The sequence below is a fragment of the Saccharothrix sp. NBAS 001 genome, assembly GCF_056640475.1.
Genome location: NZ_CM153251.1, coordinates 3,463,473 through 3,488,616 on the forward strand (window position 1 = coordinate 3,463,473; position 25,144 = coordinate 3,488,616).

At 71.7% G+C, this 25,144-nt stretch carries 20 protein-coding genes, 4 tRNA genes and 1 pseudogene; 3 read left to right on the forward strand and 22 right to left on the reverse strand.

What is annotated here, in order from left to right; translation table 11 throughout:
* Positions 1 to 3 precede the first annotated feature (3 nt).
* Positions 4 to 456, forward strand: a pseudogene (locus AC0HI0_RS14675) (recombinase family protein); the annotation flags it as partial.
* Here AC0HI0_RS14675 and AC0HI0_RS14680 read toward each other — a convergent pair.
* The 7 genes from AC0HI0_RS14680 to AC0HI0_RS14710 form a co-directional block, all read right to left on the reverse strand.
* Positions 451 to 858 (reverse strand): hypothetical protein, encoded by a 408-nt coding sequence (locus AC0HI0_RS14680; protein WP_480932904.1) that lies wholly within the window; start codon positions 856 to 858, stop codon positions 451 to 453. The pseudogene AC0HI0_RS14675 and the gene AC0HI0_RS14680 overlap by 6 nt on opposite strands.
* Before the next feature lie 482 nt (positions 859 to 1,340).
* A tRNA-Leu gene (locus tag AC0HI0_RS14685) sits at positions 1,341 to 1,423 on the reverse strand.
* Between the two features lie 39 nt (positions 1,424 to 1,462).
* A tRNA-Thr gene (locus AC0HI0_RS14690) sits at positions 1,463 to 1,534 on the reverse strand.
* Positions 1,535 to 1,557: 23 nt separating this feature from the next.
* A tRNA-Glu gene (locus AC0HI0_RS14695) sits at positions 1,558 to 1,629 on the reverse strand.
* A 61-nt stretch (positions 1,630 to 1,690) separates the two neighbouring features.
* Positions 1,691 to 1,776 (reverse strand) — tRNA-OTHER (locus AC0HI0_RS14700).
* A gap of 602 nt (positions 1,777 to 2,378) precedes the next feature.
* Complete coding sequence (locus tag AC0HI0_RS14705) at positions 2,379 to 3,323, reverse strand: phosphotransferase (protein ID WP_480932905.1); 945 nt, start codon at positions 3,321 to 3,323, stop codon at positions 2,379 to 2,381.
* Between the two features lie 192 nt (positions 3,324 to 3,515).
* Entirely contained in the window at positions 3,516 to 4,661 is a 1,146-nt protein-coding gene (locus AC0HI0_RS14710; protein ID WP_480932906.1) for a glycosyltransferase, read from the reverse strand.
* Positions 4,662 to 4,859: 198 nt separating this feature from the next.
* On the opposite strand from AC0HI0_RS14710, the gene AC0HI0_RS14715 reads away from it, so the two are divergent.
* Positions 4,860 to 5,066: a hypothetical protein gene (locus AC0HI0_RS14715; protein ID WP_480932907.1), complete on the forward strand. Its 207-nt coding sequence runs from the start codon at positions 4,860 to 4,862 to the stop codon at positions 5,064 to 5,066.
* Positions 5,067 to 5,100: 34 nt separating this feature from the next.
* On the opposite strand, the gene AC0HI0_RS14720 is transcribed toward AC0HI0_RS14715, so the two are convergent.
* Positions 5,101 to 5,562: a VOC family protein gene (locus AC0HI0_RS14720; protein ID WP_480932908.1), complete on the reverse strand. Its 462-nt coding sequence runs from the start codon at positions 5,560 to 5,562 to the stop codon at positions 5,101 to 5,103.
* 46 nt (positions 5,563 to 5,608) lie between these two features.
* Positions 5,609 to 6,301: a class I SAM-dependent DNA methyltransferase gene (locus AC0HI0_RS14725; protein ID WP_480934302.1), complete on the reverse strand. Its 693-nt coding sequence runs from the start codon at positions 6,299 to 6,301 to the stop codon at positions 5,609 to 5,611.
* Positions 6,302 to 6,421: 120 nt separating this feature from the next.
* On the opposite strand from AC0HI0_RS14725, the gene AC0HI0_RS14730 reads away from it, so the two are divergent.
* Positions 6,422 to 8,089, forward strand: coding sequence for a serine/threonine-protein kinase (locus AC0HI0_RS14730; RefSeq protein ID WP_480932909.1), 1,668 nt, complete (start codon positions 6,422 to 6,424; stop codon positions 8,087 to 8,089).
* Between the two features lie 95 nt (positions 8,090 to 8,184).
* Here AC0HI0_RS14730 and AC0HI0_RS14735 read toward each other — a convergent pair whose 3' ends face one another.
* From AC0HI0_RS14735 to AC0HI0_RS14795, 13 genes are all read right to left on the reverse strand, one after another.
* On the reverse strand, positions 8,185 to 8,352 hold the full coding sequence (locus tag AC0HI0_RS14735) for a hypothetical protein (RefSeq protein WP_480932910.1): 168 nt from the start codon (positions 8,350 to 8,352) through the stop codon (positions 8,185 to 8,187).
* 733 nt (positions 8,353 to 9,085) lie between these two features.
* Positions 9,086 to 9,952 (reverse strand): LPXTG cell wall anchor domain-containing protein, encoded by an 867-nt coding sequence (locus tag AC0HI0_RS14740; protein ID WP_480932911.1) that lies wholly within the window; start codon positions 9,950 to 9,952, stop codon positions 9,086 to 9,088.
* 10 nt (positions 9,953 to 9,962) lie between these two features.
* The gene (locus AC0HI0_RS14745) at positions 9,963 to 10,526 is read right to left on the reverse strand and encodes a papain-like cysteine protease family protein (protein ID WP_480932912.1); all 564 of its coding nucleotides are present in this window, start codon (positions 10,524 to 10,526) and stop codon (positions 9,963 to 9,965) included.
* 445 nt (positions 10,527 to 10,971) lie between these two features.
* The gene (locus AC0HI0_RS14750; protein ID WP_480932913.1) at positions 10,972 to 12,483 is read right to left on the reverse strand and encodes an alpha/beta hydrolase; all 1,512 of its coding nucleotides are present in this window, start codon (positions 12,481 to 12,483) and stop codon (positions 10,972 to 10,974) included.
* 90 nt (positions 12,484 to 12,573) lie between these two features.
* Positions 12,574 to 12,933, reverse strand: coding sequence for a hypothetical protein (locus tag AC0HI0_RS14755; RefSeq protein ID WP_480932914.1), 360 nt, complete (start codon positions 12,931 to 12,933; stop codon positions 12,574 to 12,576).
* A gap of 91 nt (positions 12,934 to 13,024) precedes the next feature.
* Complete coding sequence (locus tag AC0HI0_RS14760) at positions 13,025 to 16,204, reverse strand: S8 family serine peptidase (RefSeq protein WP_480932915.1); 3,180 nt, start codon at positions 16,202 to 16,204, stop codon at positions 13,025 to 13,027.
* Positions 16,205 to 16,383: 179 nt separating this feature from the next.
* A complete protein-coding gene (locus tag AC0HI0_RS14765; RefSeq protein ID WP_480932916.1) occupies positions 16,384 to 17,391 on the reverse strand; it encodes a ketopantoate reductase family protein in 1,008 nt (335 codons plus the stop codon).
* A complete protein-coding gene (locus AC0HI0_RS14770; protein ID WP_480932917.1) occupies positions 17,388 to 18,119 on the reverse strand; it encodes an SDR family NAD(P)-dependent oxidoreductase in 732 nt (243 codons plus the stop codon). Before AC0HI0_RS14770 ends, AC0HI0_RS14765 begins: the two co-directional genes overlap by 4 nt.
* Positions 18,116 to 19,903, reverse strand: a complete 1,788-nt coding sequence (locus AC0HI0_RS14775) for a M28 family peptidase (protein ID WP_480932918.1) — start codon at positions 19,901 to 19,903, stop codon at positions 18,116 to 18,118. Before AC0HI0_RS14775 ends, AC0HI0_RS14770 begins: the two co-directional genes overlap by 4 nt.
* Positions 19,904 to 19,923: 20 nt before the next feature.
* Positions 19,924 to 21,579, reverse strand: a complete 1,656-nt coding sequence (locus AC0HI0_RS14780; RefSeq protein WP_480932919.1) for a gamma-glutamyltransferase — start codon at positions 21,577 to 21,579, stop codon at positions 19,924 to 19,926.
* Positions 21,576 to 23,384 (reverse strand): dipeptide ABC transporter ATP-binding protein, encoded by a 1,809-nt coding sequence (locus tag AC0HI0_RS14785; protein WP_480932920.1) that lies wholly within the window; start codon positions 23,382 to 23,384, stop codon positions 21,576 to 21,578. Before AC0HI0_RS14785 ends, AC0HI0_RS14780 begins: the two co-directional genes overlap by 4 nt.
* Positions 23,381 to 24,196 carry an ABC transporter permease gene (locus tag AC0HI0_RS14790; protein WP_480932921.1) on the reverse strand — a complete coding sequence of 272 codons (816 nt, stop codon included), beginning with the start codon at positions 24,194 to 24,196 and terminating at the stop codon, positions 23,381 to 23,383. The genes AC0HI0_RS14785 and AC0HI0_RS14790 overlap by 4 nt, the downstream gene beginning before the upstream one ends.
* Positions 24,193 to 25,143, reverse strand: a complete 951-nt coding sequence (locus AC0HI0_RS14795) for an ABC transporter permease (RefSeq protein WP_480932922.1) — start codon at positions 25,141 to 25,143, stop codon at positions 24,193 to 24,195. Before AC0HI0_RS14795 ends, AC0HI0_RS14790 begins: the two co-directional genes overlap by 4 nt.
* Position 25,144: the final 1 nt, after the last annotated feature.

A 25,144-nucleotide genomic window follows, 5' to 3' on the forward strand; every position in this document is an offset into this window, starting at 1 on the left:
GGCATGGCGGAATACGAAGTCGTTCACGCCCTGGAACTGTCCTGGGGTGGACTGTGCACCCATGCGCGTGAGGGCTGGAACGTCGGTAAACCACCGTACGGGTATCGGGCGAAAGCCTTTCGGCACCCCAACGCCGCGAAAGCAGACAAGGGCCTGCGGAAGTCCAAACTCGAACCTGACGACCAGCGTGCGTTGACGGTGACCCAGATCGCGCATTGGCGCTACTACGATGATCTCGGCTACGCGGAGATTGTTGACCGCCTCAACGCCGACCCCCAGCAATACCCAGTCCCGCAACCAGCGGGCGGACTGCGAGCACGAGGCGCATGGGGAAAATCTAGTGTCGCTGACCTTCTCCGCAACCCGAAATACACCGGACACATGGTCTACAACCGGCGCGCGTCCCGATCCCGCAACGGCAAAGTCAACCCACCCGAATTCTGGGTCTGGTCACCCGAACCCGTCCACCAACCCCTCATTCCTAAATGGATGTTCGATGAGTTGACCGCGCGCCGCAACGCAAAACGCCGTGTCCGGCAAGGCGACACCCTCAACCCCCACCCCGAAACCAAAACCACCTATCTGTTCCGCAGCATGATTTTCTGTCCGTGTGGTCGGCGTTTGCACGGCAACACCCGCCCAACCATGACCTACTACACCTGCTACCCGCGCAGCAACAACCGTGGACGCATGGACAAGGCCACCGTTCATGAGGGCAGTACCTACGTTCGGGAAGACACCCTTCTTGATCAGGTTCGGGCGGTGTACGCCGAACGGATCTTCGGGCCGGACCGGCGAGACATCCTCGCTGAGCACATCCGCAGCACCGACGACCGCACCACCCGCGAACGCACCCAAGAGCGTGAGCGGCTACAACGCGCCCTCGCCGACATCACCAGGCGGCAGAACAACCTCATGCGGCAAGCCCAAGACCAAGACGACCCCAGCAGCCCCTACGCACGCGGCCTAGCGGCCAGCTACAGCGAACTCGACGCCGAGCACACCGCCACCCGCGCAGCCCTCGAACAACTCGACCAAGCCGACCAGGACGCGCCCTACCAACCCAGTATGGACGATCTTGCCCTACTCGACGCCCTGCCCCTGCTTCCGCAAGGACTCGCACGGGTTCCGGTGGATCACCTCCGACGGTTGTTCACCGCAACCAGTCTCACCGTGCACCTACACCCCGACCGCCAACAAGCCAACGTCACGATCACGATCAACGCCGACCACCTACCGGCGATCACCCACACCACCCAGACGATCACCAACACCAGTGACGCAGAAGGGGCCGCACCCAACCCAGGCACGGCCCCCACACACTGCACAGATCTACAACGTGCCCCCGGCAGGAGTCGAACCTGCACACCCTCGCGGATACACGGGTTTGAGCCGTGCGCGTCTGCCGTTCCGCCACAGGGGCCGTGCCACCGGCCGAGCGGCCGGTGGCGGTGCGTTCGCGAGCCTCTTCCGGGACTCGAACCCGGTCCTCCCGCTTACGAGGCGGGTGCTCCTCCTGTCGAGCTGAAGAGGCAGTGGGGGCCAAGCCCCTTCTCGTAGCGCGTACGGGGGTCGAACCCGCGTCACCGGGGTGAAAGCCCGGTATCCGTTCCACTGGACCAACGCGCTGTGCGGGACACACCCGGCGGCGTGTCCTCCGGCTCCGGGCTCACCCCCGGAGTGCCGGACCTGGTGGTGGAGGCCGGAGTCGAACCGACAACGCCCCGAGGGGCACCCGGTTTACAGCCGGGGTGGGCACCACAGCCCGTCTCCACCAAGTAGGTGTCACCGAGAGGGCCGAGCCGTCCGGGATGCGACGGCCGCCCTCCCCCACCCCCGCCCGGCCGCACCGCGACCGGAACACCGGGCATGGATCGATCTGCTCCCTGTGGAATTGTCGACGAACGCGCCGGACCGTTCCGAGGCGAACGGTCGGCGGCCGGCAGTGACGGAAGGAGTCGAACCCTCGGGCAACGGTTTTGGAGGCCGTTCCGCTTCCCAAGCACGTCACCAGGGAAATGATTCTCAGGCACGAAAAAGAGAAGCCGCCCGGATCGGTTCCCCGATGGGCGGCTCCCTGGCCACTGGACCCGAGTCGGGTCAGGGCGGGGAGTCCGCGCAGCTCAAGCCGCGTTCATACCACGTCGAGACAATGCCGTACCGACTTGAGGACGAGTAGCCGGCAACGATCGCGGTGCGCTCCCACAAGCGCTGCGACCCTCGCTTCCCCGTGCTCGTCATGACTCCGGCCCCTCATCTCGTGGTGTGCGGCAAGCTTGCACCCGGAACCCCTGCCACCGCAATGCGTTTATTGCCCTTTCGCCGAGCGACACGGCCGAACGCGGGTATTCCGCCGGCCTCGCGTGGAGCAGGTGCACTCACCCGACGTCGAGCCCGCGCAGCCAGTCGTCGCGTTCGGACAGCGCGTAGTAGAGGTCGAGCGAGAGGCAGTCGGACAGCTCGAACCCGTCCGGACGCTTCCGGTGGGTGCGCAGGACGTACTCGGCCGCGTCCGCCGCGTTGAACACCCGCACCGCGAACGGCAGCGCGGTCCGCTCGGCCGGCGTGAGCGGGCGGACCCGCTCGTACTCGGCGAGCACGTCCCGCATGACCGCCACGTCGAACCAGTCGCGGTCGCCCTTGGCCCACTGGGTGAGCACCGCGGCGAGGTCGAACACGAACGGCCCGGCGTAGGACTCGTCGAAGTCCAGCAGCGCGGACACCGCCGGGCCGTCGTCGCCTTGCCGGACCAGGATGTTGCCCGCGTCGTAGTCGTGGTGCACCGCGCCGGACGGCAGTCGCGCCGCGCGCAGTCCGGCCAGGCCCGCCAGCAGTTCGCGCAGGTGCTCGGCGAGCCGGACCGCGCCGTGCTTCCCGCCCAGGCCCGGGTCGGTCGCGAGGGCGTCCAGCAGGGTGCGCAGACGGCCTTCGTCGGACCGGGAGCGCGTGCCGCCGGTGAAGCCGGGCGTGGCAACGTGCAGGCGGGCGGCCAGGGCCGCGACCAGGTTGGGGCTCTCCGGCCGTGCCGGGTCGATCGGCGTGCCCCGCGCGAACTCGAACAGCACGGCGTGCACGGTGCCGGCGGTGACCCGCCGATCACCGGCCGAGGTGCGCACGACCGCCGGAACGGGGAATCCGGAGCCCACCAGGTGGTCGATCAGGTCGAGTTCGAAATCGATCTCATCGGAGGCGGTGACGCCGTAGCAGCGCAGTACCCGCCGCTTCTCCCCCGAACCGACGAAGTAGGTGACGTTGTCCGCTCCCTGGTTGGCGAGCGCGGTGTCCTCCCCCGCCAACCGGTAGTGCTCAAGCAGAGTGGCCACAACGTCGTTTCCGATCACCGTGCCAACCCTAGGGCAGTCATGCGCCCCGGACTATCCGGATGCCGACGGGAAACCCCGTCCCACGGCCGAGTCCGATTCAGTCCTGAGTGGACGGTCGCCGCAGACCCGAGGGTGACGTGCCCGCCCGACCACGGCCAGCTCGGCGCGGTCGGGCGGGCGGGCGAACGGGTTTCACGCGTAGTCGGGCAGCGCGCGGGCCACGTCGTGCGTCGAGGGCATCGCGGCCACTTCCCGGGCCATGGCCTCGGCCGCAGCCAGTACGGCCTGGTCGGTGAGCAGGCGTCGGGCCTTGGTGGCGATCAGCTCGGCGGTGAGGTCCGCTGCGAGGATCTGGTCACCCAGCCCGGCGGCGGTCACCGTGTCGGCGTTGCTGAACTGGTCGGCCCCTTGGGGCAGCACGAGGTGCGGGACGCCCGTGGCGAAGGTGCCCATCGTGGCACCCGCACCGCCGTGGTGCACCACGAGATCCGTGTGCGGCAGGAGGTCCGCCTGGGGCAGCCACGGCTGGACCACCACGTTGTCCGGCACGTCGCCCAGCGCGGCGACCTCGACGCTCGGGCCGGTCGACACGAACACCTTCACGTCCAGGGTGGCCAGGCCCGCGATCGCGGTGCGCAGCACGCTCGCGTCACCGAACGCGGTGCCCAACGTCAGGTACACCAACGGATCCCGGTGTTCGCGCACCCACGACGGCAGTTCGCCGGGCTCGGAGAACGGCACCGGCCGCAGCGGGACGACGTGGGTCGGCGAGACCGGGAACTCCGGGTCCTGCACCGAAGGCGGGCAGATGTCGAGGTAGGGGTTGCCCAGCGGCATGAGGTCGCCGTCGGGCAGGTCGACGCCGAGGTCGGCGGCGACCTCCGCCAGGTTTCTGCGCATCGCCTCCGGAGGTCCTGTGGGCCGCCACATCCGGCCGAACGAGTGGCACACCGCGGGCACGTCCGCGACCTTCGCGGCCAACCCCGCGCCCGGGTTGGCCAGTTCGTGCACCACCAGGTCGGGCTTGCGGTCGACGATGATCGGTGCCAGGTCAGCGGCGTAGCTGCGCGGCAGGATCGAGCCGAACACCTTCGAGACCCGTTCCGGCCGGAAGTCGGGCGACTTGCGGGCGGCCGGGCCCGCGTTGGCGAGTTCGAACGCGGCGAGCATGTCCATGCCGCCGGCGACGTGGTCGATGCCGTACCTGGTCACCGCGCTCGCGAACGGGGCCGTGGTCACGAACGTGACGTCGTGGCCGACCTCGTGGGCGGCGATCGCGAGCGGCAGGAGGGGGAAGGTGTGCCCGTGTGAGCCGAGGCTTGAGAAGAGGATTCGCACCGGGCAGAACGTAGTGAATCCCGTTTTCGGCAGAAGGTGACCCCTGCTCGGTTCCTGCGGATGGAGCAGGCGGCACGTCGGGTCGGCCGACGCGCCGCCGGAGGCCCCCGAATAGGTCTGGACCACCGTGCCGATCGGCGGTGTGGCCGACCGGCGCGGGCGGGCACGATGACCGTCGTACCCGCCCAGGAGGACCACATGCGCAGCATCACCGCCGGCCTGGCCGCCATCGTCGTCCTGCTCCTCGCGCCCGGCGCGGCGCAGGCCACGAACTGGATCACGGTCGGCCCGTACCCGACCAAGGAGTCCTGCCAGCCCGACAAGGAGCGCTACAACCGCCTCTACCCGGCGTGGGGCTGCTACCAGCGCGACGACGGCTGGTACTTCCAGTACAACCGGGTCTAGGCCCGACCCCGGCGCGGTCCAGGACGGTCGAGCCCTAGTCCAGGCAGAACTCGTTGCCCTCCGGGTCGGTCATCACGATGAACCCGAACCCCATCGGCGGCTCGGGCTCGAACCGGCGCACCCGCCCGGCCCCGAGCGCGACCAGCCGTTCGCACTCCGCCTCCAGGGCGGCCATCCGCTCGTCACCGGTGAGCCCGGGAGCCGCCCGGACGTCGAGGTGCACGCGGTTCTTCGCGGTCTTGCCCTCCGGGACCTGCTGGAAGAAGATGCGCGGCCCGTGCCCCTCGGGGTCCTCGATGGCCGAACGGGAGTTGCGCTGGTCCTCCGGCACGCCGATGCGGGCCAGGAAGTCGTCCCACGCGGCCAGCGCGTCGGCGCCCTCGGGCAACTCGACCCCGGGCGGCCCGGGGTGGACGTAGCCGAGCACCTCGCGCCAGAAGGTGGACAGGGCGCGCGGGTCGTGGGCGTCGAAGGTGACCTGCACGTGGCGGCTCATCGGAGTTGCTCCGTTCCTCGGTGGTGTGTCCGGGCCACCATTACACCTATCGCGGACATCCGCTGTCCGCGATAGCCGGCCGATCCGCCGTGTCGGGCTTGCGAACCAGCAGTTGGCCCTGCTGGAACCGCTCGCCTTCGTGCGGCGCGCGCCGCATTCGGCCGACCTCCACGAACCCGGCGTCGTGCAGCAGTTCCGCGAGCCGGTCCGGCGACCAGCGATAGGCGGGCGTGACCTTGTGGTCGAATTCCTGCGGCCGCGCATCGTCGCCGGCGAAGAAACCGAGCATCAGGTGGCCACCCGGTGCCAGCACTCTCCGGAACTCGGCGAACACGTCGGGCAGTTGCCCAGGCGGCAGGTGGATGATCGAGTAGAAGGCGAGAATGCCGCCCAGAACCCCGTCCGCGAGGTCCAGGGCGGCCATCGAACCTTGGTCGAATCGCAGGTCCGGATGTGCCCGGCGGCCCAGGGCGACCATCTCGGGCGAGATGTCGATGCCGAAAGCGGTCAGCCCGAGGGAGTGCAGGTGCGCGGTCACGTGGCCGGGCCCGCACCCGATGTCCGCGACCGGCCCGGCGTCCCGGGCCCGCACGAGTTCGGCGAACGCGGACAGCAGCGCGCGTTCCATCGGCAAGGTGTCGAGCACGTTGCTGAAAAGCTCCGCGTAGAGGGTCGCGACAGCGTCGTAGGCAGCCCCGACATCGCGCGGGCCGGAGGGTTCGGTCACGGCGGAAACCATAGCCGGCGGCCGACGTCCGGGGTGTCGGAGCCGCCGGGCGGATAGCGCGCCACGATTACCAGTGCGAACGAAATACCGGCGGCCACCCGGCGACCGGCGGTCGGTTGCTAGCGTGACGCCGTGTCTGAGCGAGAGCACACCGGGCGAATCCTCGACGGCCGGTTCGAGCTGCTGGAGAGGTTGGGCAGCGGTGGGATGGGGACGGTCTGGCGCGCCCTCGACCTGGGGCTGCACCGCGAGGTCGCCATCAAGGAGGTCCGCCCGGTAGACGCCGAGCAGATCGAGGGCAACCCCACCATGGCCGCGCAGCTGCGGGAGCGCGTGCTGCGCGAGTCCCGCGCGCTGGCCCGGTTGCAGCACCCCAACGTCGTGTCGATCTACCAGATCATCGAGTCGACCGACTCGCTGTACCCGTGGATCGTCATGGAGCTGGTCCGAGGCACGTCGCTGGACGCGCGCCTGGCCGAGGGCGTGCTCAGCCCGGCCGAGGCGGCGCGGGTCGGCCGGGACGTGCTCGCGGCGCTGCGCTCGGCCCACTCCGCCGGCGTCATGCACCGCGACGTCAAGCCGGGCAACGTGCTGCTGCGGACCGACGGCAGCGCCGTGCTCACCGACTTCGGCATCGCCGCGCTCCAGGGCTCGACCCAGCTGACCGCGACCGGTGACGTCATCGGCTCCCCGGAGTACATCGCCCCGGAGCGCCTGCGCGGCGACGAGACGCACACCGCGTCGGACATCTGGTCGCTCGCGATGCTGCTGTACGTGGCCGTCGAGGGCAACCACCCGATGCGCCGCGCCACCACGATGGCGACCCTCGCCGCGGTGATGACCGAGCCGGTCCCGCCGCCGCGACGCGCGGGCGCCCTGGCCCCGGCGCTCAACGCGGCCCTCCGCAACGACCCGGCCGAACGGCCCAGCGGCGAGGTGCTGGACCAGATGTTCGCCGCCGCCGAACGCGATTCGGCCCCGCGCCTCGGACCGCCCACCCCCGCCGGGTTCCCCGTCACAGGCCCGCCCAGCGGCCCGCTGCCGCAGCAGGGATACGCCGCCCAGTGGCCGTCCGGACCGACCCCGCCACCGGTCGGCGGACCGCACCACTACGGCGGTCCGCAGTCCTACCCGACCCCGCTGCCGAAGGCGCGCAAGCGAACCGGTGCCCTGGTCCTCTCGTTGGTCGGGGTGGCGTTGATCTTCGCGACCACGCTGCTGGTGATCCGCATGAAGGACGCGGACAACTCGGCGAACCCCGGCGGCAACTCGACGACCACGTCGGTGCCCACCCAGCCGAACACCGCCCTGCCCACCGGCCCGACGACGACCACCACCGCAGCCGCCGCCGCGACGAAGGACGACCTGCTCACGCCCGCCGGAGCGCGGAAGGCGGCCGGGGCGTTCAGCGAAGTCATGGGTGGCAGCAAGGTGTCGGAGCTGACGGTGTGGCCGGAGCGCGCGACGGCGTCCGCTCCGACGGCGGCGGTCGCGCACGGGTTCGACAACTTCGAGTACAAGGGCGGCAAAGCGACCCGGACGGGCCCGGACGGGGTCGACGCCGACCGCGCGGTGCTCGACATGAACGAGGTGAACTGGGACGCGCTGCCCGCGCTGTTCGACCGGGCGAACGCGGAACTGGGCGTCCCGAAGCCGACCATGCGGTACCTGATCATCGACACCGACATCATCGACGGGTCGGCGTCGGTGAAGGTGTACCTGGTCGACGACTACGGCGGCGCGTACCTGCGGGCGAACCTGAAGGGCGAGGTCCAGAAGACCTACCCGCGCGACAAGTGACCGGGTCGTCGGGAGTCGTGCTGGTGTCTTGAGGTGGGCAGGAGGGTGGGGGTGCTTTCTCCGGGGCCTGCTTGGCCGTTCGGGTCGGTGAGAGGTCAGGGATGTCTCGCGGGTCGTCGCGCGATGTGTGCGGCGACGGCGCGTTCCACGACGCGCGCCCGGATCGTTCCCTCGGCAAGGTTGCGGCCGGAGGTCTTGGCGTTGGCCACGTGGTTGCCCAGGTAGGCGTCGAGGAACGGGCAGGACACGCAGTTCGCCGCCATCCGCAGTTCCGCCGTCGATGCCGGCGGGTCGTGCCCGGCGTTGGCGAAGATCTCGCGCAGCGGGGTGGTGAACGCGTCGGTCAGGCGGGTTTGCGCTGGTCAGGTAGAGGATCGCGCGGGCGGTGTGCTCGTTGGGCGACGAGAACTGGATCAGACCGGACTGACCAACGACCGGTCGAACAATCGGGCAGCGCCAAGACGGTGGTCTCGTAGTCGACGTCGTAGCTCGTGGCTCGCGTGCCGGTCGCTGACCGTCCCCGTCGAAGGACGACCGAAACCCGACCTCTGGACTCTCAACCACACCCACCGAGCGGCGCTCATTCCCAGGGTGATCCAAAAACGAGACCGCCATGCACCGAATCAATTCCGCCCCGTCGCCCTGTAAACTCACAGGTCAACAAGTGTCTTCCCCGCGCGAGCGGGGGTAGTCCTGTCAGCCGTAGTTCGACCGGCCAGCGCGTAGATCGTCGCCACGCCGGCGCATGTGGTCCGTCAGCGGGCAGAGTCTGGCTGGTGACGTCTACCGATCGGTGAACACGGCCTCGGCGGCGACCTCACCGGGATCCCTCAAGGTCGCGCAACGTACGCGCCGCAGCCAAACACCCGGCCCTGTCTCACGCGAACTCCGAGTACAGGTTTCGCCACTTCCCCGCCGGCCGATCATCGCCGCACGGTAGGTCGCCCTGCGCCCCGGCCCGCCTCCACGGCAAGACCGGGGCGCAAGGGACAGGGCTCAATCAGTAGCGCCACGCCGCCGACGGAGCAGGAAAGCCCCACCCGCCAACAGGAGTACGGCGCTCGACCCACCCACGATCAACGGTGCGGAGGGTGACGTGTCCGCCGTCTCCTTGCCCGCGGCGCTGTAGCCGCTGGAGAAGCCCTTCTTGTCGTACTCCGACCCGGACAGCTTGTCGGCGTACCGGGTCTTGAGCAGCTTCTGGTACTCGCTCAACGACATCGACGCCCGGTCGCCGAGACCTTCCCGCGCCTGGTCGTTGAGGGGCGACACGGTGAGGAGCTTGAGCTGGTACCAGCCGCGGATCTGAGGTTCGCTGAACGCCAGGCTCCCCGGCTCGGCCTTGCCGGCGAACGTCGCGTCGCTGTCGCCGTCGCGCACGGCCGCCAGGTGCCAGCCGCCGCCCTCGGTGGGCGCGAGCAGGACGGTGGCCTGACGGTCGTTGACCGGCGTGTTCAGCGACGACACCAGGTGGCTCAGCCGGAACGCCTCGGTGGCGACGGGTCGGGACGTGCCCGCGACGAAGCCGGGCGTGATCTCGTTGACCGCCAACGGGTCCTTGAGCGTGAAGACCGGCAGGCCCTCGCACGGGTCTTCCTTCTCGGGGATGGTCTGCGGCGTTCCGGGCCCGCCCTCGGGCACCGGCACGCTCAGGAACCGGCACACGGCTTCGCGCACGGCGGGCGACTTCACGGCGGCGAGGGCGGCCGGGTAGTCGGGGATGTCGGCCGACACGTCCTGGGTCGGGGTCGCGTGGACGGGACCGCCGAAGCACAGCAGGGCGGACGCGCCCAGTGCCAGGACGGCCGCCAGGCGGGAGAGGCGCGAGGTGGTGCGCTCGCCGGACGGTGGAGTTTCGCGCATGTCGCCTGCCTTAACGGGAGATGCCGATCCGGGAGTGGGTCCACTTGAACGAGCTGTTGCTGACGTAGTCGTTGTAGTTCCACCACGTGTAGGTGGTGGTGTCCGGCCAGGGGTCGGCCACGCCGATGGTGTTGTTCGCGGTGTCGAAGCCGTAGACGACGTTCATGTGGCCACCGCCGGAGGACCACCCGATGCGCGCACCGAGCGGGCGGGACGCCTTGACGTCGGTGTAGATCTGGTTGAACGACGCCGCGCTGTTCAGACCCGAGCCGGTGCGCGTCATGCCCAGGCTGCTCCAGCCCTTGGCCATGTCGTCGAGCGTCGCGGGCTGGTTGTTGCAGCCGTAGTAGGGCTGGGCCCGGCTGCAGAAATCGGCTTGGGTGCTGCCGAAACCCTGGTACTTGGCGATCGTCAGGCCGGAGGCGACCCAGCACCACTGGGTCTTCTCCTGCTTCTGCATGGCGATGTTGTCGTATCCCGCTTCGGCTTGGGCGACGCCCCCGCCGGCCACGAGCAGCCCGCACGCTGTCAGCGCGATGGCCGACACCGCGGTCGAGAACTTGAACCTGCCCATACTTTCTGCCTTCCCGTGTACACGTGGAGTGCCGGGCGATCTGCATTGACATGACAGCGCGAAATGCCGTCGCCACGCAGACCCAAGCAGGAAATGTGCCGGGAAGAGTGAACTCCATGTTTGGTGCGGAACCGGACGTCCAGGGGTCCGTGCCGAGGGGTGTCGAACATCAACTACCGCGCGCCCGACATGTCCCTACTTTCGCGGCGTGCGCCACGATCGTTGCAGCGCCACACTCTTTACGGTATCGCCGATCGCAGGAGGGTGACGATCCGCGATCGGGCAACGCGACCGCGTCATGGGCTTTAACACTGCGAGGTGAACGCGGGTCGCTTTGGCGGCGGATGAAATGGCAGACCGGAACGTATTTCGAGGCCGTCTATTTTACAGCGCTCCGCGAGCCCGGACAACGTGAGGGGCTCTCCCGCGTGCTGACGTCGACCGGTCACCACACGGTGCGGGGCGTCGTCGCCCTCGCCGCCGTCGGGATGGGCAGCTCGGGCGATTCGGCGGGCGCGCAGCGGGTGCCGTCGGCAGGTGGGCGCAGCGAGATCAGGTAGCGGTCCGCCGCGTTGCGCACGCAGTCCGTCCGGAGGTAGGAACCGTGGCCCCAACCCTCGTAGGTGAGCAGCACGGTCGTGCCCCGGGTCTGGCGGTGGAACGACTTCGCCCAGCCGTAGCCGGTCGACGGGTCGTGCAGGTTGTTCAGCATCAGGATCTTCGGCGCGCCGTCGAGGTTCGGGCGGCGCTGCGGGTTGGTCGCGTCGGGCAGGCCGACGCAGCCGTGCACGACCTGGTGGCCGAGGAACGCGCGGGACATCTTCGGCGCGATCTCGCCGGACCGGCGCAGCAGGCTCGTGTACTCGCGCAGCGAGCGCGGCCGGATCTGCCAGTCCTGGCAGAACGTCGGCAGGAACGCGAACGGCACCGTCTCCTCGGCCGCCACGGCCGCCCGCGCCGTCGCGGGAGCGGTCCGCGCGCGGGCGACCAGCCACTCCGCGAGCTGGGTCCAGCTCGGGTCGTAGAAGGACAGCAACGCGTAGTCGATGATCTGCTCCGCCGCCACCGGGCGCGTGGGATCGCCGGGCTCGGAGATCTCGCCCCGGTCGGCGCGGGCGATCAGGTCGTCCCAGAACGCGCCGACGTCCTGGCCGTGCAACGCGCAGGAAACCGCTTTACCGCACCACTTCACGAACTCGCGGAACGAATCCTCGGCGGCGGTCGCGGTGCCCTCGTTGAACGTCCACGCGTCGAGGCTGTGGTCCAGGTTGGAGTCGTTGACCATGGCGCGGAGGTCGCGGCCGTGGCGCTCGGCGTACAGCTGGCCGATCAACGTGCCGTAGGACAGGCCGTAGTAGCTGATCTTCCGCTCGCCCAGAGCGCGGCGGATGGCGTCCACGTCCTCGACCACCGACGCGGAGTCGACGTGGTCGAAGATCGGGCCGCTGCGCGCGCGGCAGTCGGCGGCGAGGTCGCGGTTGTAGCGGCCCAGCGCCTGGAAGCCCGCCTGCGTCGTCGGGTACGTCGACGGACGGCGGGCGATCAGGTCGGCGGAGCAGGTGACCGGCTCGCTGCGGCCGATGCCGCGCGGGTCGAAGCCGACGATGTCGAACCGCTCCCGCAGCTGCGGGCTGAACCACTGGGGCGCGGCGAACGCGAACTCGACACCGGAGGGTCCGGGCCCGCCGGGGTGGATCACCAGGCTGCCGACGCGCTTGGCCGGGTCGGTCGCCTTGCGCCTGGCCAGGGCGAGGTCGAACTTCGCGCCGCGCGGCCGGGACCAGTCGACGGGCAGCCGCAGCGTGCCGCACTCGACCTCGGGGAGTTCCGGGCACGGGGTCCACTCGACGGCAGCGGGCCGGAAGTCGTCCGGCGCGGCGGAAGCCGGCGTCGTCGTCCCCGAGACGAGCGCGAGCACGGCGGCCAGGCCACCGAGCACCCGAGATGTCGCTCCCACAAGTTCCTCCTGGACTCCCCGCCGCCCATTGGGGTCAGCGAAGTGTTCAGGAGTGCGAACGGGGACGCAATCGGCCCAACGGGCTCACTCTCAGGTGTGAGCCGCCACGCTCGACGCCCTCCACCAGCACGCGTTCACCAGTCGGTCCACCAGCGCCTTCGGGAACTCCCCCGGCGTGGTGCCGATCTCGAACCGGCCGGTGCCGTCCTCGATCAGGAACGAAGTCAGGTCCGGGGCGGCGAGCGCGTCGACGGCGAGTCCGCCGGCCGTGAAGGTGAGGTGCCAGTTCCAGCTCGGCCGGGGGTCGGGTTCCTCGGCGGGTTCCTCTGCCGGTTCGACGTCCGCCGCCAAGTCGAGGCCCGCCGACGACGCCCGCGCACGCGCCTCTGCGACGACGGCCATCAGCCGCGCCCGGTTCGCCCGCCACGGGCTCCGGTCCGATCCGGACATCCCACCAACCTCCCCTCGGCTCCGGACCGACCGTAGAGCACACCGGACGGCCGGGTGGACCCGGGCTCGACGGGTCCACCCGGCCGTCCGGCTACTTCAGCGCGTACGCGCGGATGATCGTCTGCTCCACCGAGTTCCCGTCCCGGTCGTTCGCCGACGCCCGCAGCGACACGTACTTCGCGCCCGGCGGGTGCAGCACGGCCGCCATCCAGCGGTCGCCGGTCCGCAGCAGCGGGACGGGCCGCCACGACGCGCCGTCGTCGTAGGACACCTGCACCGACGTGTTCACGTCGCCGGGCTGCGCGGAACCGTTGCGCTGCACGTACACCGGGAACGCGAACGGACGTCCGGCGGCGGTGCGGTTCCGCTCGTCCAGCAGGGGCGCGAACCGCACGACCAGCAGCGGCAGCGCGGCCGGGTCGCCGGCCACCGTGTCCGACCCGAACGTCCAGGTGGCGCCGACCCGCGTGGACAGCTCCGACACGACGTCCCGCGCCGCCTCGGTGTGCAGCCGGAACGCGCCCTTGCCGGCGGGCACGTCGGTGTTCAGCCCGGTGGAGGCCACGTCGGCGATCAACGTCCCGTCGCGGTGCAGCGTGGTCCGGGCTGTGCCGGTCCACGAGAACCCGTAGTGGTTGGGGTCCTGGTCGGTGAACAGCGGCACGCCCACGCTCACCGCGTCGCCCTCCCGCGCCGCCCAGCGGTACGGCCGCGTGGGCACGAACGGCACGGCCGGGCCGAACACCGCCTGGTTCCACCCCGTCCCGGCCTGGCCGCGCGGTGCGAACCGACGAGGTGCCGCGTCGCTCTGGGACGCCGCCGGGTACGTCCACGGGTTGTCGTCCTGCGCGAAGCCGCCGTACCAGTCGACGCCCGGCGTGTACCGCTCCACCAGCCGCAGTGGCAGCGGACCGCCGGCCACCTGGTCGCGGAACCCGAACTGCCCCTCACCGGACGCGGCGACCCTCGACTCCACCCGCGCCAGGTCCCGGTCGGCGTGCCGGAAATCCAGCGCCACCGGGACCCCACCGTCCTTTGTGGACGACACGTGGTACTGGTACGGACTGCCGACGAACGTGCCGCCGCCGTCCGGTTCGGCCAGCGTGCCCTGCACGGTGAACTGCGCCCGGCCCGGCGACGACGTCTTCGAGGGCACGTAGAACTGGGTGCCGAAGTCCCGCGAGGTCGACCCGCTGCCGGTGCTGCCCCAGTCGGTCCGCATCGTCAGGAACGTCTCGGCCCGCCCGACCGCCGCACCGGCCTGGTCGACCCGGATCGTGATCCGCCTGCCCTCCCGGGCGTCGAAGTCGAGTTCCACCGGCCGGTCGACCACCAGCCTCGGCTCGACCACCATGGTCCGGCGGTCCTCGCCCGCGCGCTGGACCCAGCCGTCGAAGTAGTACTCCCCCTTCGGCAGCCGCGTGCGGACCACGCCGGAGGCGTCGTACGGCACGTAGGCGCGGGACTGGGCGATGCTGACGAACCGGGCCCAGTAGTCCGGGGTCGCCTCGCCCGCCGGGTCCCGGACGGTGAGCTTGACGTCGTAGCTCTCGACCTCCTTGGTGACGGCCAGCGGCGTGCGGACGACGGTGTCGCCGCCGGTCGCGACCAGCGCGCCGCTGTAGATGCCGTCCGGGCCGGCCGACGACGTCCGCACGGCCACCCGCACGTCGGCGGACGTGCCGGGGGCCACGACGACCTCGGCGGGCGTGACGGTGACCATGCCTGCCGGCGCGGGGTTCCCGGCCGGGTCGGTGAACCCGGCCGCGAACGTCAGCGGCACGGGGTCGGCGCCGTCGTTGCGGTAGGACACCGTCCGCTCGATCACCGGGTCGTCGTCGTGCGGCCAGAGCGCGGTGCCCAGGCTCAGCGACCCCGGCGACGACCACACGGTCTGACGGGAAGCGCGGGCGACGTCGACCCGGCCCGCACCCTGCTCGAACACCGACAGCGCCGGGTTCGGCTTCGCGCTGCCCATCAGCGCGCCCTTGAGCTGCTGCGCGGTCCAGTCCGGGTGCTGGGCGGCCAGGATCGCCGCCGCGCCCGCGACGTGCGGGGTGGCCATCGACGTGCCGGACAACGCGACGTGGGTGGCGTCCACCGGCTCGCCGATGGCGCCGTTCTTCGCCTTCGCGGCCACGATCCCCACGCCCGGTGCGGTGATGTCCGGTTTGATCGCGTCGTCCTGCCGGCGCGGGCCGCGCGAGGAGAACCCGGCGAGCCGGTCGTCCCGGTCGACCGCGCCCACGGTGAGCGCCGCGTCGGCCGCCGCCGGGCTGCCGATCGTCTGGCCGTCCGGCCCGCTGTTGCCCGCCGCGACCACGAACAGCACGTCGTGCTCGGCGCTGATCCGGTTGAGCGCCGTCGACATCGGGTCGCTGCCGTCGGTCGGCCACGAGTCGCCCAGGCTGAGGTTCACCACGTCGGCGTGCGCTTCGGCGGCCCACTGCATCCCGGCGATGATGCCGGACTCCCGACCACCGCCGGTGTCGCCGAGCACCTTGCCGACCAGCAGCGCGCTGTCCGGGGCGACGCCCCGGTAGCGGCCCGAGCCGGTGATGGTCGCGGCGACGTGCGTGCCGTGGCCGACCCGGTCGTCGGTGGAACCGCTGCCGCTGAAGTCCTTCGCCTCCACGACCGCGCCCGCGAGATCCGGGTGGGTCGCGTCGATTCCGCTGTCGAGCACGGCGACGGTCGCGCCGCGCCCGGTGTACCCGGCCTGCCACGCCTCGGGCGCGCCGACCTGGGGCACGCTGCGGTCCAGCGACGCGCGCACCGGGCCGTCCAACCACACCTTGTCCACGCCGGCCGTGCGCGCGCCGGACCAGAACCCGGCGTCCTTCGGGACCTCCAGCGCGTAGCCGCCGATGCCGGGCAGGTCCAGCGCGCGGGCCGACCGCGTGCCGGAGGAGGTGACGATCAGCGGCGTGACGGCGCTGGACCGGTCGTCGTAGCCGGCCCGGATCAGCCCGGTGACGTCGAACAGCCGCTCGTCCAACCGCCCGGACCGGACGTCGGCGGCGGCGTCGGACGGCACGACGTGCAGGTCACCCCGCTCGTCCCGGTACTGCCAGAACACCACGCCGGCGCGACCCCGCACCTGCGCCCGCCCGTCGCGCACCTCGACCCGGTCGCCGGTCACCAACGTGACCACCCCGTCCGGGCCCACTGCGGGCGGCTGTCCTGCGGCGGTGGCGGTGCTGGTGGCGGCGGTCGACATCGACGTCGCCATCAGCACCGCCACCAGGAGCGTTGTGCTCCTGCGGGCCATGGGTCACTCCCCGGTTCACCGTGACGACGCCTGACCGCCGCCACTTCCCTACGACAGGGGAAACTCCCGAGGAGGCGCTGCTGTTGAATCCCGGCCGGAATTGCCCCGGAACGGCCGCACCGCCGACCGTCGCGGGGCCCCTGGGGGGCCGGGTCGGCGGCGGCGTGCCGGGGCCGGGTTCAGCGCACGGCGGCCAGGTCGTCCAGCACCGCCGTGCCCATCGTGCCCGGATCCCGTTCGGCCCGGTGCACCGCGTCGACCACCGCGCCCACGTGCGGGACCGCGACTCCGTGCCGGGCGGCCAGGTCGAGCACCGGGCCGAGGATGTGGTCCACCTCGGTCTGGCGGTGGTGGATCGCCAGGTCCCGCCACACACCCGTGCGGGTCTGCTGGTGGGACACCCAGTAGGTGATCTGCGCCTGCCAGGCCGCTTCCACGGCGGCCGGGTCCTGCGAGCCCCCGGTGAACAGGGTGGGGTCGAAGCCGTCCACGGGTTCGCAGCGCACACCCGCCGCCTCGGCGACCCGGACGACCTCGGCGACCAGGCGGCCGAACAGCGGGCGGTGCCTCGGGAGGGCCAGCAGGACCGGGACGTCCTCGTCGGCCACGGCGGTCGCGAAGTACACCGCCGCGATCGCCGTCTTGGACCACAGGCAGCCGAAGATGTTGTCGGTGACCTCGGTGGGGTGGAACCCGGCGAGCAGCCGGGCCAGGCCGCCCACCCGCTCGCCGGCCGCTCCGCCGATCTCGCCGATCCGGAAGGTGCCCGGCCCGCCGTAGACGATGTGGCCCGGCCCCTCGTAGAAGCCGCCGAACGTGACCAGTGCGCCGACCGTCCGCTGCGGACCGATGGCCTCCGCGATCGGGTACTCCTCCAGCCCGTTCTGCAACGACACCACGTACCCGTCGTCGGCGAGCAGGGGTGTGATCACCTTCAGGGCGTCCTGCGTGTGGCGCGATTTCACGGCCAGCAGCACGGTCCGCAGCGGCTCGTCCAGCAGGTCCGGGCGCACCGCGCGCGGCCGTGCGACGAACTCCGCCTCGCCGGTGATCCGCAGCCCGTCGGCGTTGATCGCGGCCACGTGCTCGGCGTTGGCGTCGACCAGGACCACGTCGTGCCCGGCCCGGTGCAGGTGGGCCCCGACCAGGCCGCCGATGGCGCCCGCGCCCACGATGTGGATGGTCATTTCAGGTCCCTCGTCAACGGTAGGTGCGGGCGGCCGGTGTGCGAGCCGCCGCTGACGTCCACGATCGCCCCGGTGGTCCACGACGAGCGGTCGGACAGCAGGAACGCGCACGCCTCGGCGATGTCGGCCGGGTCGCCGGTGCGGCGCAGCGGGGTGGCCGCGAGGGTCTGCGCGAAGTAGTCGGGCACGTCCGGGGTGTCCGGGCGGATCACCTCGTCGAGCACCAGGCCGGGCGCGACGGCGTTCACCCGGATGCCGTGCGGACCGCCTTCGATCGCGCTGACGTGCGTGAACATCTCGACCGCGGCCTTGGAGGAGCAGTAGTGCCCGCCGCCGGCGCGGGCCGAGCGGGCCGCGCCCGAGGAGACCACGACGATCGAGCCGGGCGTGCCGCGCGGGATCCAGCGCCGGAACAGTTCGCCGGTGATCAGCGCGACCGCCCGGACGTTCACCGCGAACACGCGGTCCCACTCCGCCGCGGTCATCTCGGCGACCGGCAGGTTCGGGTAGACGCCGTGCGCGAACACGACCCCGTCGAGCGGTCCCGCCGCCTCCGCGCGTGCCACGACGGAGGTCGGGTCCGGGTCGGCGAGGTCGGCCCGGACGTCCACGTCGCCGGTCCGGTCCTGGGTGACCACGTGCGCGCCCCGCTCGGCGAGCAGCGCGGCCGCGGCCCGCCCGATCCGGCCCGCCGCGCCGGTGACCAGGTAGCGTGCCGGTCCGGTCATCCGAGCACCTCCTCCAGGAACGACACGACCTGGCGCAGGCTCACCGCGACGCGGTTGCGCTCGCGCAGCAGCCGGGAGTGCAGGAACCGGAACTCCGCGCCGGCGGGGTCCAGCGCGGCCAGCCGCGGCGCGTCGGCCAGGCCGGGCAGGCCGCCGACGAACAGCGCCGGGTCGTGCCGGAACCGGTCTCCGCGCGTGTAGTCCAGCGGCACGAGCAGGCGCGACAGCCGGTGCACGACCGAGTTGAACCAGTCGGTGTCCTCCGAGTCCCGTTCCGCCCACAGGTTCGCGGCCAGGTCACGGGCCCGCAGCGCGCGTTCGACGGCGACCGACAGGTCCAGTCGCCCGCCCGAGGCGGTCTGGAGTTCGCGCAGCCGGTCGACCAGCGCGTCGCAGGTCGGCGTGAAGTCCAGCGGCAGCGCGGGGTCGGTGAGCAGCCGCCACACCGCGTGCAGGTAGATGCGGGTGTCGCGGGCCAGCAGCTCGGGGTCGATCTTGTCCAGCGTGTCCTCGGGGGTGTGCCACCACCAGCCGGTGCCGTTGCCCTTGCGCGGGCCGCCGCCGAACACCGCAGCCTGGGCGTTGAGCAGCGACGGGTCGATCGGCTGCTCGCTCATGTTGGCGAAGATGGCGGGCACGCCGATGCCCCAGAACGACTGGTCGCCGGCGCGGTGCATCCGGCGGCCCGCCCACTCCTGCCCCGCCTGGGCGTCGAGCGCCTCCCGGGCCAGCTCGCCGAGTTCGGCGGCGGAGGTGGCGTCGGCGACCACGGTGTTGCCGTTGCCGCCGGTCGAGTCGATGTTGACGTGGACGACCGCGCGCGCCTCCAGCTCCTCCCAGTGGTGGTCGGCGTACCAGGCCGAACCGGAGTAGCGGCCCTGGGAGTGCCCGGACCAGAACGCCAGCCGCAGCCCCCGCCGCCACCGGTCGCGGTGCGCGACGGCGATCCGGGCGACCTCGACCATGGTCGCGTTCGCGGTCCCGTTGTCCATCAGGCCGTGGTGCCAGGTGTCGTGGTGGCCGGTGAAGAAGACGAACGGCTCGTCGTCGCCCACCAGGTCGGCGATCAGGATCGGGGTCGGCCGCCAGCCGGTGTCGATCTCGGTGTGCACGGTGACCTCGCCGCCCGCCGCCGCCACCTCGCGCAGGCGGACGCCGTCGGTCGCGCCGACCGAGCACACCGCCGTGCCGGGCAGCTCGTGCACCGTGTCGTCGCCGGGACTGCCCCAGACCGGGGACACGCACATCTCGTGCAGCTTGTCGTGCGGGCTGACGTGCACCTGCGCGATCGCGCCGTGCCGCCCGGCCTCGATGGTCTGGTCCGGGCCCGGCACGCCGTCGACGAGCACCACGCACCCGGCGACGTCCAGGCCGTCGTAGTCGGCGGCGGTTCCCCGGCCCACGGCCACCAGGCGGCCGGTCAGCCCGGCGCGGTGGGTGGACTGGGAGAACGACACGGCCAGCGCGGTGAGCGATTCGCCCGCGACCTCCACCCGGGCCGACACCGGGAGGCTGATGTAGGCGTCGTGGCTGATCAGCCGGGTGGTGAAGCCCAGTTCGTCGAGTTGGCCGCGCACGTAGGCGAGGCTGTCCAGCTCCTCGGGGGTGCCCGCGTGCTTGGTCCAGCGCGCCATCGGCGTCAGCACGGCCATCAGGCGCTCGGCGGAGACCTCGTCGGTCACCCGGAGCACGTCGGCGAGCGCCCCGGTGCGGTCGTCGGCCGCGGTCCTCGCGGTGTCCGCGAGCGCGACCGGGCCGCTGTCGATTGTCTCGGTGTTGTCCACTGCGGATGGTCCTCTCGGGTTCACAGGGCGGCGGCGCTGCCCGCGCGGCGCGGTCCGGCGCAGCCGAACAGCCGGTCGTCGGCCCCGCGCCAGCTCATCTGGAACGAGCCCAGGTGCCAGTCGTAGGCGGGCAGCGGGGACATCAGCAGGCCGAGCGAGGTCACGCCCCGGGTGACCTCGTCGGGGACCCGGCTCTCCATGGAGAACTGGTAGTCGTCGCGCAGCGGGTAGAGCCGGGGCGCGTCCTCGGCGGCGTAGGGGTCCATGCCGTAGTCCAGGATGTTCGACAGCACCTGGGGCACCGTGCAGTAGACGCTGCCCGGCGAGCCCAGGCCCAGCACGGGCCGGCCGTCCTTGAGGACCAGGGTGTTGCCGATGGCGCAGCGCATCCGGCCGCCGCCGGTGAACCAGCCGCCGAGCCACATGTCCATGCTGTTGACGCCGTTGCTGCCGATCATCGGCACGCCGCCGATCACCTCGCCCGGGATGCCCGAGCCCTGCAACGTGTTCATCGACTGCACCCAGTTGCCGTACTGGTCCACGATCGACAGCTCGCAGCTGCCGGCGGACTGCGCGGGCTTGGCCGGGGGCAGCTGCCCGATCGCGGCCAGCCGCGCCGCTCCCCCGGTCACCTCGACGTGCCTGGTGAGGTCGGCGGTGGGCCTGCTGCGGCGGATCAGCTCGGCCACCATCGCGTGGAACTCGCGCGACATCAGCACTTCGGTCGGGTTGTCGAAGATCCTCGGGTCGTTGAGGAGGTTGGCCTCCTTGTCGGCCCGGCGCAGCGCGTGCGCGAGGTAGTACAGCGCGTCGGCGGACTCGGTGTAGTGGCCCAGCGAGGTGATGTCGAGTTCGTCGAGGATGCCCAGCACCATCGAGCAGAACACGGCCTGGCGTTCCGGCGGCGAGAGCTGCACGATCTCGTGCCCGCGGTGCTCGTAGCGCAGTCCGGTGCCCCACTCGGCCTTCGACACCGCCATGTGCTCCGCGGTGATCGGCCAGCCCAGTTCGTTGGCCCGACGCCGGAAGTCCTGCGCCCAGCCGCCGGTGATGAAGTAGTCCGGGCCCTCCTCGGCCAGCCGCACCATCGTGCGGTGCAGTTCCGGCTTGGGCCACCGGTCGCCGACCTGCGGCAGGTGGCCGCCGGGCGCGAAGTGGGCGCGGCCGGACGGGGTGTAGAGGAAGAAGTCGTAGGACTGGGCCATCACCAGGTGCTCGAACGAGTCGACCACGTGGCCGACCTCGGCCCAGTGCACCGCCGGCGCGCACAGCTCCGCCCAGGGTCGGGTGGCGAAGCGCTCGTAGAGGGCCTTCATGCCCGGCATGAAACCGGGGATCACCGCGTACGGCCCGGCGCCGCTCGCCGAGTACTGGCTGCGCGGCGGCGGGACCCGGTGGAACGGCGGCAGGTCCGGCGCGATCGTGCCGTGGCTGTTCAGCTCGTGCACCGTCCCGGTCTCGGCCTCCCAGAACAGCATGGTGAACATGCCGGCGTGGTTGGTCAGGTCCTGCTGCACGACGGCCTGGACGAGCGACCCGGCGATGACCGCGTCCACCGCCGTCCCGCCGCCGGACAGGACGTCGCGCATGGTGTCGGTGACGATCGGGTGCTGGCTGGAGCACACCGCCCGTCCGCCCGACACCGGGGTCTTGGGTCCAACGCGGCCGTCGGTCACCTGACGACTCCTTCCTGGTCGAGCCCGAGCACCGAGCCCACGAGGCGTGCGGTGTACTCGTGCCCGGGGTTGTCGAGAACGTCGCCCGTGCGGCCTTGTTCGACGATCTCGCCCCGGTAGAGCACCAGGACGCGATCGGTCATCTGCCGGACGACGGACAGTTCGTGGGTGATGAACAACATGCTCATCCGGTACCGCTCGCGCAGTTCGCGCAGCAGCGTGAGGATCTCCGCGCGGACCGACACGTCCAGCGCGGCCACCGGTTCGTCGCAGATCAGCAGCCGGGGCCGCAGCGCGACGGCGCGCGCGATCGCGATCCGCTGGCGTTCGCCGCCGGAGAGCTGCGCGGGGCGACGCCGGGCGTGCTGCTCGGTGAGGCCGACCTGGGTGAGCAGCTCGGCGGTCTCGGCCCGGTGGTCGGCGGTGCGGTCGCGGGTGGTGATCGCCTCCCGCAGGGTCGCGCCGATGGTGCGGGCGGGGTTCAGCGACGAGTACGGGTCCTGGAACACCACCTGCACGAGGTGGGCGACGCCGCGTTCCTCGGCCCGGCCCAGCCGCCGGTAGTCGGCCAGGTCGAGCCCGCCCAGTTCGATGCCGCCGGAGTCCGGGTGGACCAGGCCGAGCAGCGACCGGGCGATGGTGGTCTTGCCGGAGCCGGACTCGCCGACCAGGCCGACCGACTCGTGCACCCCGACGTCGAAGGACACCCCCTTCAACGCCTCGGTGCGCTGGTTGGCCGCGGACCGGTCCCGGTAGGACTTGCGCAGTTCGCGAACGGTGAGCAGGACACCGGGGACGGCGACGTCGGCGTCCCCGGTGTCCTGTCCCTCCTCCTCTGCCGCACCGAGGAGATCCGGGGCGATCTCGTCGGACCGCAGGCAGGCGGTCGTGTGGCCGGGGGTGCTGACCCGCAGCGCGGGCCGCTGTGACCGGCAGTCGTCCACGGCCCACGCGCAGCGGGAGGCGAACCCGCACTGGCCGCCGACGGAGTCCGCCGGGGGCACCCGGCCGGGGATGGACCGCATCAGCTCGACCCGGCGGTCGACCGGCAGGTGCGAACCGAGCAGCCCGGCGGTGTAGGGGTGCCGGGGCTCGCGCCGCAGTTCTTCGGCCGGCGCCTGCTCGACCAGGCTCCCGGCGTACATGACCATGATCCGGTCGCACACCGAGAACGCGACGCCGAGGTCGTGGGTGACCAGCACCAGGGCCATCCCGCGCCGCCGGCGCAGCCGGTCGAGCAGGGCCAGCACCTGCGCCTGCGTGGTGGCGTCCAGCGCGGTGGTCGGCTCGTCGGCGATGAGCAGCTCCGGGTCGCCGGCCAGCGCCGCCGCCAGCGCGACCCGCTGCCGCATCCCGCCGGAGAGCTGGAACGGGTAGCGGTGCGCCGTCCGCTCGGGGTCCAGGCCGACCTCCTCCAGCCGCCCGTGCACCTCCGCGCGCAGCTTGGCGCGGTCGCGCCGGATCTCGGCCGGCAGGCCCTCCGCCACGTGCGCGAACGCGGTCTGCACGGGGTTGAGCATGGAGAACGGGTCCTGCATCAGCAGGCTGATCCGACCGCCGCGCACCGCTCGCAGCTCGCGCTCGGGCAGGCCGAGCAGCTCCCACCCGTCGAAGGTCACCGACCCGGTCGCGTCGACGCCGCGCGGGAGCAGGCCGACCAGCGAGCGGACGGTGAGCGACTTGCCGCTGCCCGACTCGCCGACGATGCCGACCGACGTGCCCGCCGCGACCGAGAACGCCACGTCCCGCACCAGCCGACGACCCTGGTGGCTGATTTCCACGTTGTCCACCGTGAGCAGACTCATCGTGCCTCCCGCCGTGCGGTGAGCCGGTCGTAGACGCTGTCCCCCAGCACGGTCGCGGAGACCGCGGTGAGGATGATCATCACGGCCGGTGCCAGCGACAGCCACGGCTCGGACAGGATCTGCTCGCGGCCGTCGGCGATCATCACGCCCCACTCGGCGCTGCCCGGCTCGCCGCCGATGCCCAGGAACGCCAAGGCGGAGAAGGCGATCAGGGCGACCACGAAGTCCAGCAGGAAGGTGGCCACCACCGTCGGCACGATGTTGGGCAGGATGTGCCGGAACATCACCGTGCGCGCGGGCAGCCGCAGGCTCTGCGCCGCCTCCACGTACGGCAGTCCACTTTGGACGCTCGCCGCGCTGCGGATCATCCGGATCGCGGTCGGCACCGACAGCAGCGCCAGCACCAGCACGGTGACCGCGTAGCCGCCCGAGGAGATGCCGACCACGACGATGGCCACCAGCAGCGCGGGCAGCGCGTACATCACGTCCACCAGCCGGCTGATCACCGCGTCCACCCGGCCCCGGTAGTAGGCCGCCGCCAGGCCGAGGCAGACGCCCACCGCGACCGCGACCAGCGCCACCGTGAGCGGGCCGACCACCGCCACCCGGGCGCCGGAGATCACCCGGGACAGCACGTCCCGGCCCAGGTCGTCGGTGCCCAGCCAGTGCTGCGCGCCGGGCCCGCTGGAGCTGAGCATCAGGTCCTGCGCGTTGGGCGGGTACGGCGCGAGCAGGTCGCCGGTCACCACGCAGACCAGGATCACCGCCAGCGGCACGGCCGCGACGATCGCGGGTGCTCCCGGGCGCGTCACGACGCCACCTGCCGGGCCCGGATGCGCGGGTCGAGCAGACCGGTGAGCACGTCCACCGCCAGGTTGACCAGGATGACGAACGCCGCGGCCACCATGGCGATGCCCTGCACCATCGGGATGTCCTTGGTGTTGACCGAAACCACCAGCAACGACCCGACGCCGGGCAGCGAGAACACCGTCTCCACCAGCACCGCGCCGGACAGCGCGGCGATCAGCACCACCCCGGACGAGGTCACGATCGGCACCGCCGCGTTGCGCAGCGCGTACTTGACCAGCACACGTCCCGGCGCCACCCCCCTCGCCCGCGCGAAGGTGATGTAGTCCTGGTCCATCACGTCGAGCATCGCCGCCCTCGTCTGCCGCAGCACGATCGCCATCAGCGCGGCGGCCAACGAGACCGCCGGCAGCACCAGGTGCCACACGCCGTCCGCGAAGCCGTCGCCCGGACCGAACACGGGGAACCAGTCGAGCAGGACCCCGAACACGTACACCAGCAACAACCCCACCGCGAACGGCGGCGCGCTCATCCCGAACGCGGCCGCCGTCGACACCACGCGGTCGGTGGCGGCACCGCGCCGCAGGCCGGCCGCCGCGCCGAGCGGGATGCCGACCAGCACCACCAGCAGCAGCGCGAACAGCGCGAGCTGGAACGACATCGGCAGGGCCTGGCCCAGCGCGTCGAGCACGTCCTCGCCCGAGCGCACGGAGGTGCCCAGGTCGAACCGGACCGCCGAGGCCAGCCACCGCCCGTACTGCACCAGGAACGGGTCGTCCAAGTGGTACTTGGCGGTCGTCGCCTCGATCAGCTCCGGCGTGGTCGGCGCGGTGCCCATCAGCGTCGCCAGCAGCGACCCCGGTGCCAGCGCGAGCAGGCTGAACACCAGGAACGACACCAGCAGCAGCATCGCGACCATCGCGGCGAGGCGTCGGGCCAGGAACCTGGTCATG